The following is a 15,565-nucleotide window of genomic DNA, read 5'->3' on the forward strand; positions in this document are numbered from 1 at the left end:
GAAACAAAGTAGCGTGCTCTCCCTAAAGTTTTGTTTTTCCGCGAAAGCGTGATTAACAAAGGACTCAAAATGTTTCTACTGAAGTGAATTTCTGTAAAAGGAAAAGGTAATATCATTAATTAAACCAACTAAACTGAACTTTATAAGCTCAGTTTTAGAAAACTAACCAATCAACCTATTTCCCGACGGTGTATCGGGAGGTATTAAAAAGTGTAAAAATATGTATGTAGTAAAAAGAAATGGCAGAAAGGAACAAGTAATGTTCGATAAAATTACTGCTAGAGTAAGAAAATTATGTTACGGATTAAACGAACTAGTTGATCCGTTAAAAGTCGCAATGCGTGTTATAGAAGGTCTTTACGATGGTGTAACCACAAGCGAACTTGATAATCTTGCAGCAGAAGTTGCAGCGACCATGACAACAGCACACCCAGATTACGCGCGTTTGGCGGCTCGTATTTCGGTTTCTAACTTACATAAAAATACCAAAAAAACCTTTAGCGAGGTGATGGAAGATTTACATAAATATGTAAATCCAAGAACAGGAAAAGATGCGCCTTTACTTTCTGATGAAGTGTATAACGTCATCATGGAAAATAAAGATCGTTTGGATTCGACCATTATTTATAACCGCGATTTTGGTTATGATTACTTCGGGTTTAAAACACTAGAACGTTCTTACCTTCTAAAGTTAAATGGAAAAATAGCCGAACGTCCACAACATATGTTGATGCGTGTTTCTATCGGAATCCATTTAAACGATTTAGATGCTGCGATTGAAACTTACGAGTTGATGTCGAAAAAATATTTTACACACGCTACACCAACATTATTTAACGCTGGTACACCAAAACCACAAATGTCTTCTTGCTTCCTTTTAACCATGAAGGAAGATAGTATTGATGGGATTTACGACACGTTAAAACAAACGGCAAAAATCTCGCAATCTGCTGGCGGTATTGGCTTAGCAATGCATAATGTGCGTGCTACCGGAAGTTATATTTCTGGTACAAACGGAACAAGTAATGGTATTGTGCCGATGTTACGTGTTTTTAATGATACAGCACGTTACGTAGATCAAGGTGGTGGAAAACGTAAAGGGAGTTTTGCGATTTATTTAGAAACTTGGCATGCCGATATTTTCGATTTCTTAGACTTAAAGAAAAATCATGGTAAAGAAGAAATGCGTGCGCGTGATTTATTTTATGCGATGTGGATTTCAGATTTATTTATGAAACGTGTTCAGGAAGATGGCGATTGGACTTTAATGTGTCCTAACGAATGTCCTGGATTACCAGAAACTCATAGTGAAGAATTTGAAGCGCTTTATTTAAAATATGAAGCTGAAGGAAAAGGAAGAAAAACGATAAAAGCGCGTGAGCTTTGGGAGAAAATTTTAGAATCTCAAATTGAAACTGGTACGCCATACATGCTATATAAAGATGCGGCTAACCGTAAATCTAATCAGAAGAATTTAGGAACTATTCGTTCTTCAAACTTGTGTACAGAAATTATGGAGTATACTTCGCCAGACGAGGTTGCTGTATGTAATTTAGCATCTATTGCTTTGCCAATGTTTATTAAAAACGGCGAATTCGATCATAAAGAATTATACCGCATTACAAAACGCGTTACTAAAAACTTAAACCGCGTAATTGATAGAAACTACTATCCTGTTATTGAAGCTGAAAATTCAAACCTGCGTCACAGACCAATTGGTTTAGGGGTTCAAGGATTGGCAGATACCTTCATTCAATTGCGTATGCCGTTTACAAGTGATGAAGCTAAAAAATTAAATAAAGATATTTTTGAAACCCTTTACTATGCTGCAGTTACAGCCAGTATGGAAGAAGCAAAAGTTGATGGCCCTTACCAAACTTATGAAGGTTCGCCAATAAGCAAAGGGGAGTTCCAACACAACCTATGGAATATTAATGAAGATGAATTAAGCGGAAACTGGGATTGGGAAAAACTGCGTAAACAAGTCCTAAAACACGGTGTGCGTAACTCGTTATTAGTAGCGCCAATGCCAACAGCTTCAACTTCACAAATTCTTGGAAACAACGAATGTTTCGAGCCTTATACATCAAACATTTATACGCGTCGCGTGTTATCTGGTGAATTTATTGTGGTAAACAAGCATTTATTAGAAGATTTAGTTGAACTAGGCCTTTGGAATGAGTCTTTAAAACAAGATATCATGAGAGCCAATGGTTCTGTACAACATATTGATGTTATTCCTCAAGATATAAAAGATCTTTACAAAACGGTATGGGAATTAAGTATGAAAGACATTATCGATATGTCTCGTCAACGTGGTTATTTTATAGATCAATCACAATCGCTTAATTTATTTATGGAAGGCGCCACTATGGCTAAATTAACTTCAATGCACTTTTATGCTTGGAAAAGCGGCTTAAAGACAGGGATGTATTATTTAAGAACGAAAAGTGCTGTTGATGCGATTAAATTTACGCTTCAAACCACTAAAAAAGAAGAACCAATTGCTGAAGTTGTTGAGGTAAATAATGAAGTGTCTTCTGAACAAGATGATGCTAAGAAAATGAAATTAGCAGCGCAAAATGCGGCTAAATTTGCAAAACAAAACGAACCTGAAATAGAACCTATGACTGCTGAAGAAATGAAAGCACTTATAGCGCAGGCCAAAGAAGCTGAAGGTGACGATTGTTTAATGTGCGGATCGTAATTATATTAATAGCGCTGGGCTCACCGTTTGTGTGAGACCAATTAAAAGGGTCGTTTAAATAGATTTTAAACGACCCTTTTTTATTTTGTTACAATAGATTTTTTAGAACTTAATCTAAATCATTGTTTTCAGCAACTGCTGTATCATTATCAGCCATTAAAGCGAAAAATTTATCAATATTTGGAAGAATAATGATGCGTGTTCTTCTGTTTTTTGCTCTATTTTCAGAAGTGTCATTGTCTGCAAGCGGTTGGTAGCTACTTCTACCCGCAGCAATCAATTTTTCTGGAGCTACATTATAACGGTCTTGTAATTTTCTAACAACCGATGTGGCTCTTAAAACACTTAAATCCCAGTTGTCAGCAATGTTTACTGTGTTTATGGTTCTAGAATCTGTGTGCCCTTCAACCATAACATCTAAACTAGGCTCAGAATTAATAACGTCAGCTAATTTTTGTAACAAAGGATCTGCCTTCGAACTTAATTTATAGCTTGCCGTATTAAAAAGCATATCGTCTGCAATAGAAATCATAACAACAGTGCCATCAATATTAACAGCAAAATCGTCATCTGTATCTAAATCTGAATGGCTTATAACTTTTTCAAGATTATAAGCTACAGCCAAATTCATAGAATCTTTAAGCGTTTTAGCTTGACTTAATTTTTCAGAATCAACATGCGTTAAGGTTTCACGCATCTTTACTTTAGCATCATTAGATACTACTGTGCCGTTTTCAACAACGTCAAGTTTTGTATCATTTTCAGCTTTTAAAGACATGATTTTAGAATTGTAAGTCTCTACACGCTCTTCGATTCTAGCAAATTTTGCTTCTAAATCTTCTTTTTCAACACGTGTTTTTTGCAATTCACTTTTAATCTCGCCATTTTCGTGCTCTAAAGCGATATATTTTTTCTTTGAAACACATGAAAATGTAAGGGCTACTAGTAATACAACTGAAATTTTCTTCATAATTAATTTTTAAGTTTAATTGATTTACGTAATTAAACCCGTGTATAGATTACGAAGTGCTAAATTTATCTGCCGAAATGTATTATTTGTAAGTACATAAATATGAAGTTTGCGAAGAAACTTTAACTTGAAACTTTTTGTTAGCATCAATTTCATAAGCTTCTCCAGCATTAAAAGTTGCCCAATCTGAAGCTTCAGGTAATTTTACAACCATTTGGCCTTCAATCACTCGCATTGTTTCATGTTTAGACGTTGCAAATTCATATTCTCCAGGATTCATAACACCTAAAGTTGAACTTCCTTCTGCTGTTGTATAGCCTAAAGATTTTACATTGCTATCAAAATACTCGTTACTTGAAATCATAAATTATTAAATTTTATTAGTTTTAAACGAGTGCAAATGTAAGTTTTTTAAAGTGCTAAGCGAACGGAATTACCAACTTTTCAGAATTTCAATCCCTTTTGAAGTGTTGATTTCTTCATTTTAGACATAAAAAAAACACTTACCGATTTTACATCAATAAGTGTTTTGTTTTACTTTGAAGGATCAATTCTACTCTTCCTCTTCTTCGTCTAATTTTAAAGGCGTAGAAGGGTCTTGCGGAACGATTTTAGCTGGTTTTACAGAGCTGTCATGAGCTTCGTAATATTCTTCTAAAAGATTCATGGTCGCTACAAATAAATCTTTAGTCTCTAATAATAATCCAAAATAAAGCGTCGTGTTTTTCGGACTCGATTCTTCGGTACGTGTGCGTTCCACTTGTTTCTGAATTTTTTCAGAAAGCATTTTGAAAATCACATCTTTGTGCTTTATAATATCTCCAATCTTATCAAATGAACGCGATTCAAAAGCGTCTTTGGTTTCCGCTAATAATTTATCTAGCGCAAGATCAACTTCTTTAAGCTCCTTAATTTGATTGAACTTTAATTTTTTATGATTGTTATTTACGTGTTTATGGCTCACCTTAGAAATGTATTCTAAAGATTGTGTCATGTCTTGTAAATACCCTAAGATATTTATGTAAAAATTACTAGCTCCAAGACTGGAATCGTCTAAATTTCTAATGAAATAAAAAATGTTATCACGTAAGCCTTCTACTTCTTGAGATAATTTAAGAATTTGTTTGTTGTTCTTTTTCAACATCACTAAATCCTGTTTTGCTAGACCATTAATGGAATTGGTGTAAATTTTATTTCCACGTTTAACCACGCTAGCAATGTTATTAGCACTTTCGTGAATAACACCTTGTACCGAACTGCTTTCTGCTTTTATTAAGCTGTCTTCAGCTCTAACTTCTTTAGATTTTTTGTTATGAACCATAGAGCTTCTTATCAATAAAGCAAAGGCCAATACCAATAAAATAGGGAACATTACTTTAACATTCAAGTTTAATAAGTAAGCCACTAAAGCTGCTGCAGTAAAGGCGCTAAAAGCGGTAAAGAACCAACCTCCAATGACGTTAATTACACCGGCTACACGATATACAGCACTTTCTGCACCCCAAGCTCTATCGGCAAGTGAACTACCCATGGCTACCATAAAAGTCACGTAGGTTGTAGAAAGGGGTAACTTATAAGAAGTTGCAATAGAAATTAAAACCGCTGCAACCATTAAATTTACTGCAGCACGAACTAAATCGAAAGCTGGTAATTCTATTTTTTTGTTTTTAGAAACCGTAATTACTGGAGCTTCAAATTGTTTGTCTATTTTCTCTTGCCACGATTCAGGAAGCATGTATGAAGTAACTTGCGACATTAACACTGCTGTTCTAACAAATCCTCGAGATAAGAAGTTAGGTTGAAAACGTTCTTTAGTTTCCGTTTGACTAGAAAGATCTAAAGAAGTTTTTACTACGTTTTTCGCTTTTGTAGAAAACCAAAGTGTTAAAACCATAACCATACCGGCTAAAAATAATAACCAGTTATTGGTTGGTACTTTTTGAGCCAACACTTCCATTGAAAACTCACTAGCTGCTACTCCAGATGCAGACCACTCGGTAAATGCGTTGTAGGCAGCAACAGGAACTCCAATAAAGTTTACCAAGTCATTTCCTGCAAAAGCTAAAGCCAAAGCAAAGGTTCCTACAATAATGATGAGTTTATAAATATTTGTCTTAAAGAACGCAATGAGTATATAGGATAGTAAAGACCAAATTATGGCATTAACTAAAAGGATAATCATAACTTGTTTTTCTAGGAAATTACTCATTGTGCCACCACCTAAAATTTCAAAAGATTGGTTTGCGTATGAGGTGCCTTTTAAGCCTTTCATAAAAATAAAGTAAGTGATAGCAGTTAATGCAAAACCACCAAATAAAGCACCTACCCAATGCGCTTTCTTTTCAAAATTGTATGATAAAAGTAGTCTTGAAAACCATTGAACAAGGGCGCCTATGGTAAATGCGACGACCACCGAGAGCAGAATACCAAATATAATCTGTGTGGCTTTCGAGGTGTTGATATAGCTAATTACATCGCTAAAATTACCGTTATCATGTCCTATTTTAATTAAGGCGATGGCTACAGCAGCACCTAATAATTCGAATACAATAGAAACGGTAGTCGAGGTAGGCATCCCCACAGAATTAAAGAAATCGAGTAGGAGGATGTCGGTTATCATTACCGCCATGAAAATAATCATGATTTCATCGAACATAAATTCGCCTGGATTAAAAATACCTTTTCTGGCAACCTCCATCATTCCGCTTGAAAAAACAGCGCCGACCGCAACACCTAAACTAGCAACAATCATAATTGTTTTAAAGGAAATCGCTTTAGATCCTATTGCAGAATTTAAAAAGTTTACGGCATCATTACTAACCCCAACAACCAAATCGGCAACTGCTAAGATGGCTAACGCGATAATCATGTATAAGTAGATACTATCCATAGTGTTTATTAGAAATAAGTTTGCAAATATCATGTGTATAAATGTGTGTTGTGTTACGTAATTGTTATGTTTTAAAAGTGAACATCTATTTGTAATCTAGCTAATATTTCATTTGGTCTACCATTGTTGCTTATATAGCTACAATCGCTTTGAACTTTTAGTTTTTGACCAACAATATATTTCGAAAGTCCTAAGGTATACATATCTCTAGAATTTTCCATGGTAATTTCATCCATATTTAGGTTGGTAAACCTGCCTGCAATTTCCCAATTAGAAGGAAATACATAACCAGATTGTAGATTTAAAGCATTACCAACTTGTATAATATCTCCAGTAGCCGATCCGTCAGAATTTTTCGCAATTGGGTCGTCTGCATTTCTGTTGGCGTATTCAAACATAAAAGAATAGCCTTTGTATTTAAAGATACCGTCTATAAAAACAGTGTTTATATTCGACTTAAATAGTGCGCTGTCGTCATCAATTAGCATATATCGACCTTGGTTACTACGTTCTCTAACGGCATCATTGTTAAATTCATAACTTGTTCCTATTGCTAATTTAGGAGTTTTTTCTCTTACAAGATCGGCGCCAGTATAATCCCCCTTGTTTTTAAATTTTCCAAAAGGTAACAATTCAATCCGGCCTACGTATTGAAGACCACCTAAGTTTCCAGTTGTAATATTTCGCCCTTCACCTTGTGAAATGGATAAAATTTCTTTGACGATGAATTTTTCTGAAAGATGAAAATAGTGTTTAAGTTGTACACCAATATCTCTATCAATATTAAATTTTCCGTTTAATAACGAGCGATCGACAAGTTGAAGATCTGCCGAAGACATAACACGTTCTCTGTTGCCAGGAAGTTTACCTTGCCCAACCCATAAAGAAAGATTTTTGTAGTAACCCCACTCTAAGAAAGCGTCCATAATGAAGCGTGGTGAGCCATGTGTAAAATCTTCCGATCCTCCAGACATATCGCGATTGGAGAAACCAGCCTCAAATTTGTATTTTAATTTTGGTGAGTACACAAAACCTTTTAGTTTCAGCCTAGAGCGTCTCACTAAAAAACTTAATTCGTTAGGTTGGTGTTCTGTCCAGCTTGAAAATCCAAGAAGTTGAAATCTAATGGCGAAATTCATTGAAAAGGTACTGTCCTTGCCAACAACGTTAAAAATGCCTTTTCCAAAGGTATCTGTCTTAATTTCTTGAGCACTTAAAGAAGTGAAAAGAAGCATCATTACCCCAAGTAGGGTAAGTTTCATATTCATGTTAATTAGTTTTTGTCGCTGCAAATAACTAACTCTAATGTTAACTTAACGTTTCCTAATTGTTAAAATTTTAAGATAATAAAAGACTGCCTTGGCCAAGACAGTCTTATTCTAGAAATCATGATAATGTAGTCGACAAAAACTAATAAATTATATGAATTACTAATGTCGTCTTAAGACCATACAAATATCTAGGTTTTAATTTAGCGTAATGTAACCTAAATATTAACTAATTATTAAGAATCCAATGTTAAATCTTTGTTTTTAAAGCGCTGTAAATCAAGTAAATAACAGTTTAATGTTAATTTAATGTTACCTGAATATTGTTTAAAGGTTAACAAATTCGTATCTTTGAGTTATAATGTTAAAACCCCCATAATTATGAAGAAATCAGTTTTATTCCTTTTTGCTTTATTAATTTCTGTGGTTTCTTTTGCACAACAAAAGAGAGATTTAAAACTTAATAAGGACACTAATTTAATAGATGTTGTTTATTATCATGACAATGGTGTTGTAAGCCAAACAGGGTCTTACACAGTAGATGGTAAATTGCAAGGCGTTTGGTTAAGTTTTGATACAGAAGGCAAAAAGATCGTTTCTGCAAATTATGATAATGGAAAGAAAGTCGGCAAATGGATACACTGGATTGATGGTGTTCCAAAAGAAGTAGATTATACTAAAAATGTAGCATCACTTTAAATAGTAAGCTCGTATTAAAAATTAAAAAGCACTCTAGAAATAGGGTGCTTTTTTTGATTTATATTTTGGTGGAATTTAGAGTTTCGATTTTGTTTTTAAACATTGCAATTTTGGCCGTTTCGTTTTCGCCTTGAATACTGTGAAAATTCGTTAGGTAGTGCATGCCTAGATACTGAGCCGATTTTTTAAAAGGAAGCCAGAAATTATCATTTAAGTGGTCGCCGTTTGAAGAACTAATTACTGCCATATATTTATTTCTTAATTCACGCCCCATGTCTTTTTCTATGGTTAATAAATCTGTTAATCTATCGAAAAACACTTTCATTATCCCACTCATGGCGTACCAATACACGGGAGTAGCAAAAATGAAAACATCATAATTATTGGTTATTCTTTTCATTAATGGGATAAAATCGTCATGTCTATTTAAATGCTTATAATCATAATATGAAATATTGTAATCATTCAAATCGACTAAATCCTAATTAGAAATTTTTATCAATTCTGAAACAACTTTTTTTGTTTCTCCATCTTTTCTTGAAGAACCTAAAATGATAACCTTTCTCAATTTTTAGTGTTTTTGTTAAGAGTATAAATTAATAAGCGCTTCAGAAGATTTGTTATTTCAAATGAAGCGCTTATTAATATGGTTAAATATTTTACTCTAATTCAGGTGAATATGCTATTGGGTAATCTGCTGCTTTCATTAAATTCCCAGAAGCTTCAAAGTTAGAGCCGTAGGTGGCATCTAATGCTGTTAAAAATGTATTAGCCATAAGCGCATAACCGCGGGCTGTTAGATGTACGCCGTCTAAACTTACTAAACCACCAAAAACTAAATCTGTATTTAAATAGAAATCATCAAATTTAATACCTTGGGTTGAAGCTTGCTCTAAAACACCATTTAAATCGACTAAAGCCAAACCTTTTGATTTTGCTATGGTTTCAATAGTTGTATTATAGGCCATCGTGGCGTCACTTATTTCATTTTGTTCTTCAGGAGTTAAAACAAACTTATCACCCATAGGCGTTGAAACACCAACACCTTTTGGAATTTCAGAAGACGCCGTTAAAAGAATTAAATCATCACTTGTGGTTTGTCTTAAGTTTACTAATGCAGGATTTAGCATGGTTAAATCGCGTAAATCTTCATCTAAAATAACTAGTGAATTATTTGGAGCAGCAGTAAATGTTATGGTACGTTGAGCAATTTCAGCATCTGCCATTTCTTGAGTTAGTGGTGTGTTTGCTACTAAGTAAGCATATGCTTGAACAATTCCTGCATTGTAAGCGCCATAAGCATTCATGCTATTTAAATACGCGGCAGTTGCAGCGTCTAGAGGAACAGGGTTGTGTGCTACTGTAGTGAAATGTGAAATGCTAGTTACGTTTGGTACATTTGATATGGCGCCTTTTGCTTCATTGGCTGTTAGTTTATCAACTAAGACACTTAAAGCGGTATTGAAGGTGCCAACATCAGTAATCGGGTTTGACCCGTCGCCTCCAGATAGCGCATAACCTAGAACATCATTCGCCCCAATTTCAGATAAAGTGAAAAATGTAGGTTTTTGAGCTACGGCATCATCAATTACTGTAGCTGTAGGCGCTGAGGCTATCCTAGCATAGTATGGGTTTGCTCCAGCATAGCCAGGTGCAATAAGATGAAAACTTTTAGAACCAGGAATACCAAAATTATTAAAGTCACTACCAATATTAACGCCAGCTTCTGTAGTAATTGGTGGTACAGGTTTGCCTATTCCTTCTAAAAATTCATTTAGAGGTTGGGGTCCAGGAATATTACTATTAAAGGTTAAACGGTAACCACTTACGGGTGTTCCGCCAACCAAAATACCTCCTGTATTGTCTTTAACTAGTGGTTGTAAAAAATCGCCGCCTCCAATTTTCTGGAATTGAGATGCTAGCATATTTGGAAATGAATTTTCTTGTCCCGCAATGAATAACCCATTATCGGAGTATCCTGCTGTAAGCGATGCTCCAACGGCAACATAATTTGTGAAATCTAAACTACCAGCGGTTAATTCCGGCAGTGGAGTTGGATCATCAGGAGTTACAATATCATCTGGATTATTACACGCTGTAAATCCTATTAGTGCTATAAAAAGGCCTATATATTTAGTTCTAATCATGATTGTTTTTTTATAAGTTGTTAATGGTCCAAGTAATGAAGTACATAGAGCCAATAAAGCCTGTGCCATAGGCTGTAAAGTACTCTTTTCCTAAAAGATTGGTTGCGCCTAATTTAAATGTCGATTTAAAGCTTGGAATTCTGTAGTTAATTTGGGCATCAACAACATTGTATTCTGGAACAAGTCCATTGCCAAAAGTAGATTCCCAATAGTAATCATCGCTAAAACGGTATGAAATATTGAAACCGAAATTTTTAAATAATTCGGTGTTTCCAAAAGAGGCTTTGAATTTGTGTTCAGGAGTATTAAAGTTGGTCGTAAAATCAGGATATTTTGCTTGGTCGAAATCTAATTTCGCAAAAGTGTAATTTCCTCCTAAATCAAAATTTCCAAATATTTTGGTTGAAACTCCAATTGAAGCGCCATAAGAATTTACTGGGGCTTCAGAATTTGTATAAGTGTTATAAGCAACGGTATCGTCTCTATTAATGGCGTCTACAGATAAGGAATTATCGCCAACAGTACCGTATAAAGGAGCTATAACATTTTCTTGAGATATGAAATCTTTATAACTGTTGTAATAGGTGCTAAAATCGATTATTACATTTTTAATTTTTCCTCTATAACCTACTTCTACAGAAACGACTTGCTCTGGTTTTACCAACTCAGGATTAGCAACAACAAGGTCATCAGGGTTTGCTGAAGCTTGATAGTTGCGTATAGAATTTTCAGAGTATGAATTATAGTAAGCCGCAGCACCTGTTTGGGTAATTTGGCTTGGTTGTCCTGCAATTTGTCCGCTACCACTAACATTGTAATCTCCAGAATATCGATCTAAGTTTGTAGGTGCTGCACCAACTAATATAGCGCGTCCAGCATCTAAACCAATAAATAAATCTTGAGTTGTAGGATTTCTAAATCCGGTTTGAACAGAGCCTCTAAAATTATGATTTTGGTTTAAAGTTAGGCCTGCTGAGAATCTTGGGGAGAAGAAACCATCAAAAAATTCAGATTTATCGTAGCGTACAGACCCCGTTAATTTTAAATCTAGACTTTCATTTAATTTTAAGTCTTTTTGAATTTGGGTGTACATCCCATATTCATAATATTTTATTGCACCATCATAATCGGTGTAAATGGTTCCGAAGGAATTTAGATTATATTTTCTAAACGAACCTCCCACTTGAATTTCAGCAAACTGTATAATATCACTAAAATTAAAATTTCCATCGGTATGGTAGTATTTAGATGCATCTTGGAATTTAGAACCTGTTGCTAAGTTTGGGTCGTTAATACTTCTGTTAAAAGCAGCATTGTATTCGGGTGTACCTGGTAAAAAACGCCCTGTTTCTGCTTGGTTTCTTGCAGCAGCATGGGCTTGAGTATCGGTGGCTCCAGCTAGGGTAGATTGTACATAAGTTCCTGTGTATTCGGCGAACCAATTTAAATCGGGTTTCCATGCTCTGTTAATATTAATACCTGTAAAAACCATATCGTAAGAATCACCAGCTTTATCGGCAACCACATAACTTCTTAAAAAGAAATGTTTATCACGAATTTCTATTTTATGTTGTTCTTGAAAAAAGTTTTCGATGTTATAACGGTTTAAACCTTGATAAATGGTAGTTCCAGTACCTACTTTTCCAACGTAAGAGATTTCTAAATCATCTTCTAATGGTCGGAAATATAATCCCCAATCGGCTTTTATGCTTCTGGCTTCATAATCGGTTAAATCGCGTTCATTGTAACCTGTTCTACTTACTTCAACAGCAGGCACCAACGTGTTTGCTCCAGAAGGTAGATACGGTTGTCCTGTAGCAGGATTAATTGCCGACTCTAGTAAAACGGCGACTTGTTTAATGTTTTGAGACACCTCATCACCATAGACATTTATACCATCGTAGTTTAAATTGGTTGCTCTCGTACCGTTCTCCATGTTTCTGTCAACTTCACTAGTTGCAGCCCAATCGGTACCTTCTAAGTAACCAAAGTTAACTTTTGCAGCAAACTTATTACTAAACTTATGTGCGGCTCTAATGCTTACATCGGTATATGGGTTTGTTCCTGCAGCTTTTTGTGAAGTAACGCCTCTTTTAATTGATGCACTTATCCCTTCATGATCGAAAGGGTTTTTACTTCGCATAAATAAAATACCATTAAAGGCATTGGCACCATATAATGAAGAGGATGCTCCTGGTAGAAGCTCTACACTTAAAACATCGGTTTCTATCATGCCAACTAAGTTTCCTATCGGAAAATTTAGGGCAGGAGTTGAATTGTCCATACCATCAACAAGTTGCATAAAACGGTTATTTGCAAAGGTTGCAAAACCTCTTGTGTTAACAGACTTAAACGTTAAGGAGTTTGTGTTTACATCGACACCTTTTAGGTTTTCTAAGCCATCATAGAAATTTGCAGATGCTGTGTTTTTGATTTCTTTTAGACCTAAACGTTCTACAGTTACAGGTGACTCAAAGATACGTTCTGGCGTTCGTGATGCTGAAATAACAATTTCATCTAAAGAAGTACCTTCAGTTAAAACGAATGTGACTTTTTGATTATTGCTTGTGATTTCTTCAGTAACGGTTTCAAAACCAACACTACTTGCTTGAAGTGTAAATGGTGGGTTTTGACTCGATGTTAACACGAATGCACCATCAAAATCTGAAATTGTACCTGAAGTTGTGTTTAGAATGATAATGTTTGCTCCAGGAATAGGCTGGTCGTTGTTGTCGACTACTTTTCCTGTGATTGTTGTTTGTGAGTAAGTTAGACTACAAAACAACAATAATAAGAACGGGAGAATTGTTTTCATTTTATAAGTTTAGTTAAGTTAAAACAATATAATATAAAAGATTTAAAATATTGTTCTTTGCTAAAAATATAAAAAATTATGCACGCATAGTATATTTTGTTAAAAAAAGTATGGTTTTATTATGGAATGCTCAAGAATTAACTAAAAAAGAAATTGCCATGATTAGACAAACCATGGCAATTAATGAAAATATATTATAATGTTTTTTTTACTCTACAGTAACCGATTTTGCTAAATTTCTAGGCTGATCGACATTCTTACCTAGCATAACCGCGATATGATATGATAACAATTGTAACGGAATTGTAGTTAGTAAAGGCGATAAAGATTCTAGAGTATCTGGAACCTCGATAACATGATCGGCAAGCGCTCTAACTTGAGTGTCACCCTCGGTTACAATACCTATAATTTTTCCTTTTCTAGATTTAATTTCTTGAATATTACTTACCACTTTTTCATAATGCCCTTTTTTGGTTGCAATAACTACAATAGGCATATTTTCATCTATTAAAGCAATCGGACCGTGTTTCATTTCGGCAGCTGGATAACCTTCTGCATGAATGTAAGATATTTCTTTTAATTTAAGTGCGCCTTCAAGAGCAACTGGGAAGTTGTATCCGCGACCTAAGTATAAGAAATTAGAAACATCTTTGTAAATATTGGCAATAGTTGTAATGTTGGCGTCCGACTCTAAAGCTTTTTCTACTTTTTTCGGAATCATTTCTAATTCTAGTAGATGTGTTCTAAAATCTGAACTGCTTATTGTTCCTTTAGCACGAGCTAATCTTAAAGCAATTAATGTTAAAACTGTAATTTGAGTAGTAAACGCTTTAGTTGATGCTACTCCAATTTCAGGGCCAGCATGCGTATATGCTCCAGCGTCAGATTCTCTTGCAATTGAAGAACCTACCACATTACAAACACCAAAAACAAAGGCGCCTTTAGATTTTGCTAATTTTATTGCCGCTAAAGTGTCGGCAGTTTCTCCAGATTGTGAAATGGCGATAACCACATCATTTTCTGTTATTACAGGATTACGGTATCTAAATTCTGAAGCGTATTCAACTTCAACAGGAATTCTTGCAAGATCTTCAAAAATATATTCGGCAACTAAACCAGCGTGCCATGATGTTCCGCAGGCTACAATAATAATACGATTGGCATTAAGAAATCGTTTCATGTTATCTTCTACACCTGCCATTTTAATAATGGCTTCGTTTCTTACTAAGCGCCCTCTATAGGTATCTGTTATAGCTTTTGGTTGCTCATGAATTTCTTTAAGCATAAAGTGATCGTAACCCCCTTTTTCAATTTGCTCTAAGTTAATTTGTAGTTCTTGAACATAAGTGTCAACTAAAGAATCGTCTTCAATTTTTCTAATTTTTATTGGTTTATGAAACCTGATAACAGCCATTTCTTCATCTTCAAGATACACCACATTTTTAGTGTATTCTAAGAAGGGTGAAGCATCACTGGCAATAAAAAATTCATCTTCCTTCGGGCCAATTCCTACTGCTAGCGGACTACCTAAACGCGCAACTACAATTTCGTCGGGTTTGTTTTTATCGAATACTGCAATAGCATAGGCGCCAACAACTTGATTTAAGGCGGCTTGTACGGCTTTTCCAAGTTTTAATTTTTGTTGTTTTTGAACGTCTTCAATTAAATTAACTAAAACTTCAGTGTCTGTGTCAGATTTGAAGGTATATCCTCTTGAAATTAACTCTTGCTTTAAAGATTCATAATTTTCAATAATACCATTATGAATAATGGCTAAATTGCCTGAGTTTGAAACATGCGGGTGTGAGTTAACATCGTTAGGAACACCGTGGGTTGCCCAACGCGTGTGCCCAATACCAACTTTTCCGTTTGTTGTAATTTCTTTTTCAACAATTGCTTCTAAATCGACTACTTTTCCTTTGGTTTTTGCAACTTTAAGGTCGTTACCGTCAAAAAGTGCAATTCCAGCACTGTCATATCCTCTGTATTCTAGACGTTTTAAGCCTTCTATTATAATGGGGTATGCTTCTCTTGGTCCAATGTATCCAACAATTCCACACATAGTTTTT

General features: G+C 34.9%; 10 protein-coding genes. 2 read left to right on the forward strand and 8 right to left on the reverse strand.

Annotation, left to right across the window (positions count from 1 at the left end; translation table 11 throughout):
• Positions 1–220 precede the first annotated feature (220 nt).
• Positions 221–2,707 carry a ribonucleoside-diphosphate reductase subunit alpha gene (locus tag H6X70_RS08570; RefSeq protein ID WP_194767265.1) on the forward strand — a complete coding sequence of 829 codons (2,487 nt, stop codon included), beginning with the start codon at positions 221–223 and terminating at the stop codon, positions 2,705–2,707.
• 109 nt (positions 2,708–2,816) lie between these two features.
• Here the strand turns inward: H6X70_RS08570 and H6X70_RS08575 are convergent, their stop codons facing one another.
• From H6X70_RS08575 to H6X70_RS08590, 4 genes are all read right to left on the reverse strand, one after another.
• A complete protein-coding gene (locus H6X70_RS08575; protein WP_194767266.1) occupies positions 2,817–3,677 on the reverse strand; it encodes a flagellar motor protein MotB in 861 nt (286 codons plus the stop codon).
• 82 nt (positions 3,678–3,759) lie between these two features.
• A complete protein-coding gene (locus H6X70_RS08580) occupies positions 3,760–4,041 on the reverse strand; it encodes a pyrimidine/purine nucleoside phosphorylase (RefSeq protein ID WP_194767267.1) in 282 nt (93 codons plus the stop codon).
• A 189-nt stretch (positions 4,042–4,230) separates the two neighbouring features.
• Positions 4,231–6,567, reverse strand: a complete 2,337-nt coding sequence (locus H6X70_RS08585; RefSeq protein ID WP_194767268.1) for an inorganic phosphate transporter — start codon at positions 6,565–6,567, stop codon at positions 4,231–4,233.
• A gap of 71 nt (positions 6,568–6,638) precedes the next feature.
• Positions 6,639–7,829 carry a porin gene (locus tag H6X70_RS08590; protein ID WP_194767269.1) on the reverse strand — a complete coding sequence of 397 codons (1,191 nt, stop codon included), beginning with the start codon at positions 7,827–7,829 and terminating at the stop codon, positions 6,639–6,641.
• 387 nt (positions 7,830–8,216) lie between these two features.
• Here H6X70_RS08590 and H6X70_RS08595 point away from each other — a divergent pair, with 387 nt between their 5' ends.
• A complete protein-coding gene (locus H6X70_RS08595) occupies positions 8,217–8,534 on the forward strand; it encodes a toxin-antitoxin system YwqK family antitoxin (RefSeq protein WP_194767270.1) in 318 nt (105 codons plus the stop codon).
• 58 nt (positions 8,535–8,592) lie between these two features.
• On the opposite strand, the gene H6X70_RS08600 is transcribed toward H6X70_RS08595, so the two are convergent.
• The 4 genes from H6X70_RS08600 to glmS form a co-directional block, all read right to left on the reverse strand.
• On the reverse strand, positions 8,593–9,003 hold the full coding sequence (locus tag H6X70_RS08600; RefSeq protein ID WP_228530314.1) for a flavodoxin family protein: 411 nt from the start codon (positions 9,001–9,003) through the stop codon (positions 8,593–8,595).
• Between the two features lie 190 nt (positions 9,004–9,193).
• Complete coding sequence (locus tag H6X70_RS08605; RefSeq protein WP_194767271.1) at positions 9,194–10,681, reverse strand: SGNH/GDSL hydrolase family protein; 1,488 nt, start codon at positions 10,679–10,681, stop codon at positions 9,194–9,196.
• Positions 10,682–10,691: 10 nt separating this feature from the next.
• Positions 10,692–13,496 (reverse strand): TonB-dependent receptor, encoded by a 2,805-nt coding sequence (locus H6X70_RS08610; RefSeq protein WP_194767272.1) that lies wholly within the window; start codon positions 13,494–13,496, stop codon positions 10,692–10,694.
• A 208-nt stretch (positions 13,497–13,704) separates the two neighbouring features.
• Positions 13,705–15,558: a glutamine--fructose-6-phosphate transaminase (isomerizing) gene (gene glmS, locus H6X70_RS08615; protein WP_194767273.1), complete on the reverse strand. Its 1,854-nt coding sequence runs from the start codon at positions 15,556–15,558 to the stop codon at positions 13,705–13,707.
• Between the last annotated feature and the right edge of the window lie 7 nt (positions 15,559–15,565).

It is taken from the genome of Tamlana sp. I1 (assembly GCF_015355625.1).
Lineage (GTDB): Bacteria > Bacteroidota > Bacteroidia > Flavobacteriales > Flavobacteriaceae > Pseudotamlana.

Coding starts and splice junctions, on each gene's coding strand:
- H6X70_RS08570 (WP_194767265.1), top strand. CDS start 221: ATGTATGTAGTAAAAAGAAATGGCAGAAAGGAACAAGTAATGTTCGAT.
- H6X70_RS08575 (WP_194767266.1), bottom strand. CDS start 3,677: ATGAAGAAAATTTCAGTTGTATTACTAGTAGCCCTTACATTTTCATGT.
- H6X70_RS08580 (WP_194767267.1), bottom strand. CDS start 4,041: ATGATTTCAAGTAACGAGTATTTTGATAGCAATGTAAAATCTTTAGGC.
- H6X70_RS08585 (WP_194767268.1), bottom strand. CDS start 6,567: ATGGATAGTATCTACTTATACATGATTATCGCGTTAGCCATCTTAGCA.
- H6X70_RS08590 (WP_194767269.1), bottom strand. CDS start 7,829: ATGAAACTTACCCTACTTGGGGTAATGATGCTTCTTTTCACTTCTTTA.
- H6X70_RS08595 (WP_194767270.1), top strand. CDS start 8,217: ATGAAGAAATCAGTTTTATTCCTTTTTGCTTTATTAATTTCTGTGGTT.
- H6X70_RS08605 (WP_194767271.1), bottom strand. CDS start 10,681: ATGATTAGAACTAAATATATAGGCCTTTTTATAGCACTAATAGGATTT.
- H6X70_RS08610 (WP_194767272.1), bottom strand. CDS start 13,496: ATGAAAACAATTCTCCCGTTCTTATTATTGTTGTTTTGTAGTCTAACT.
- glmS (WP_194767273.1), bottom strand. CDS start 15,558: ATGTGTGGAATTGTTGGATACATTGGACCAAGAGAAGCATACCCCATT.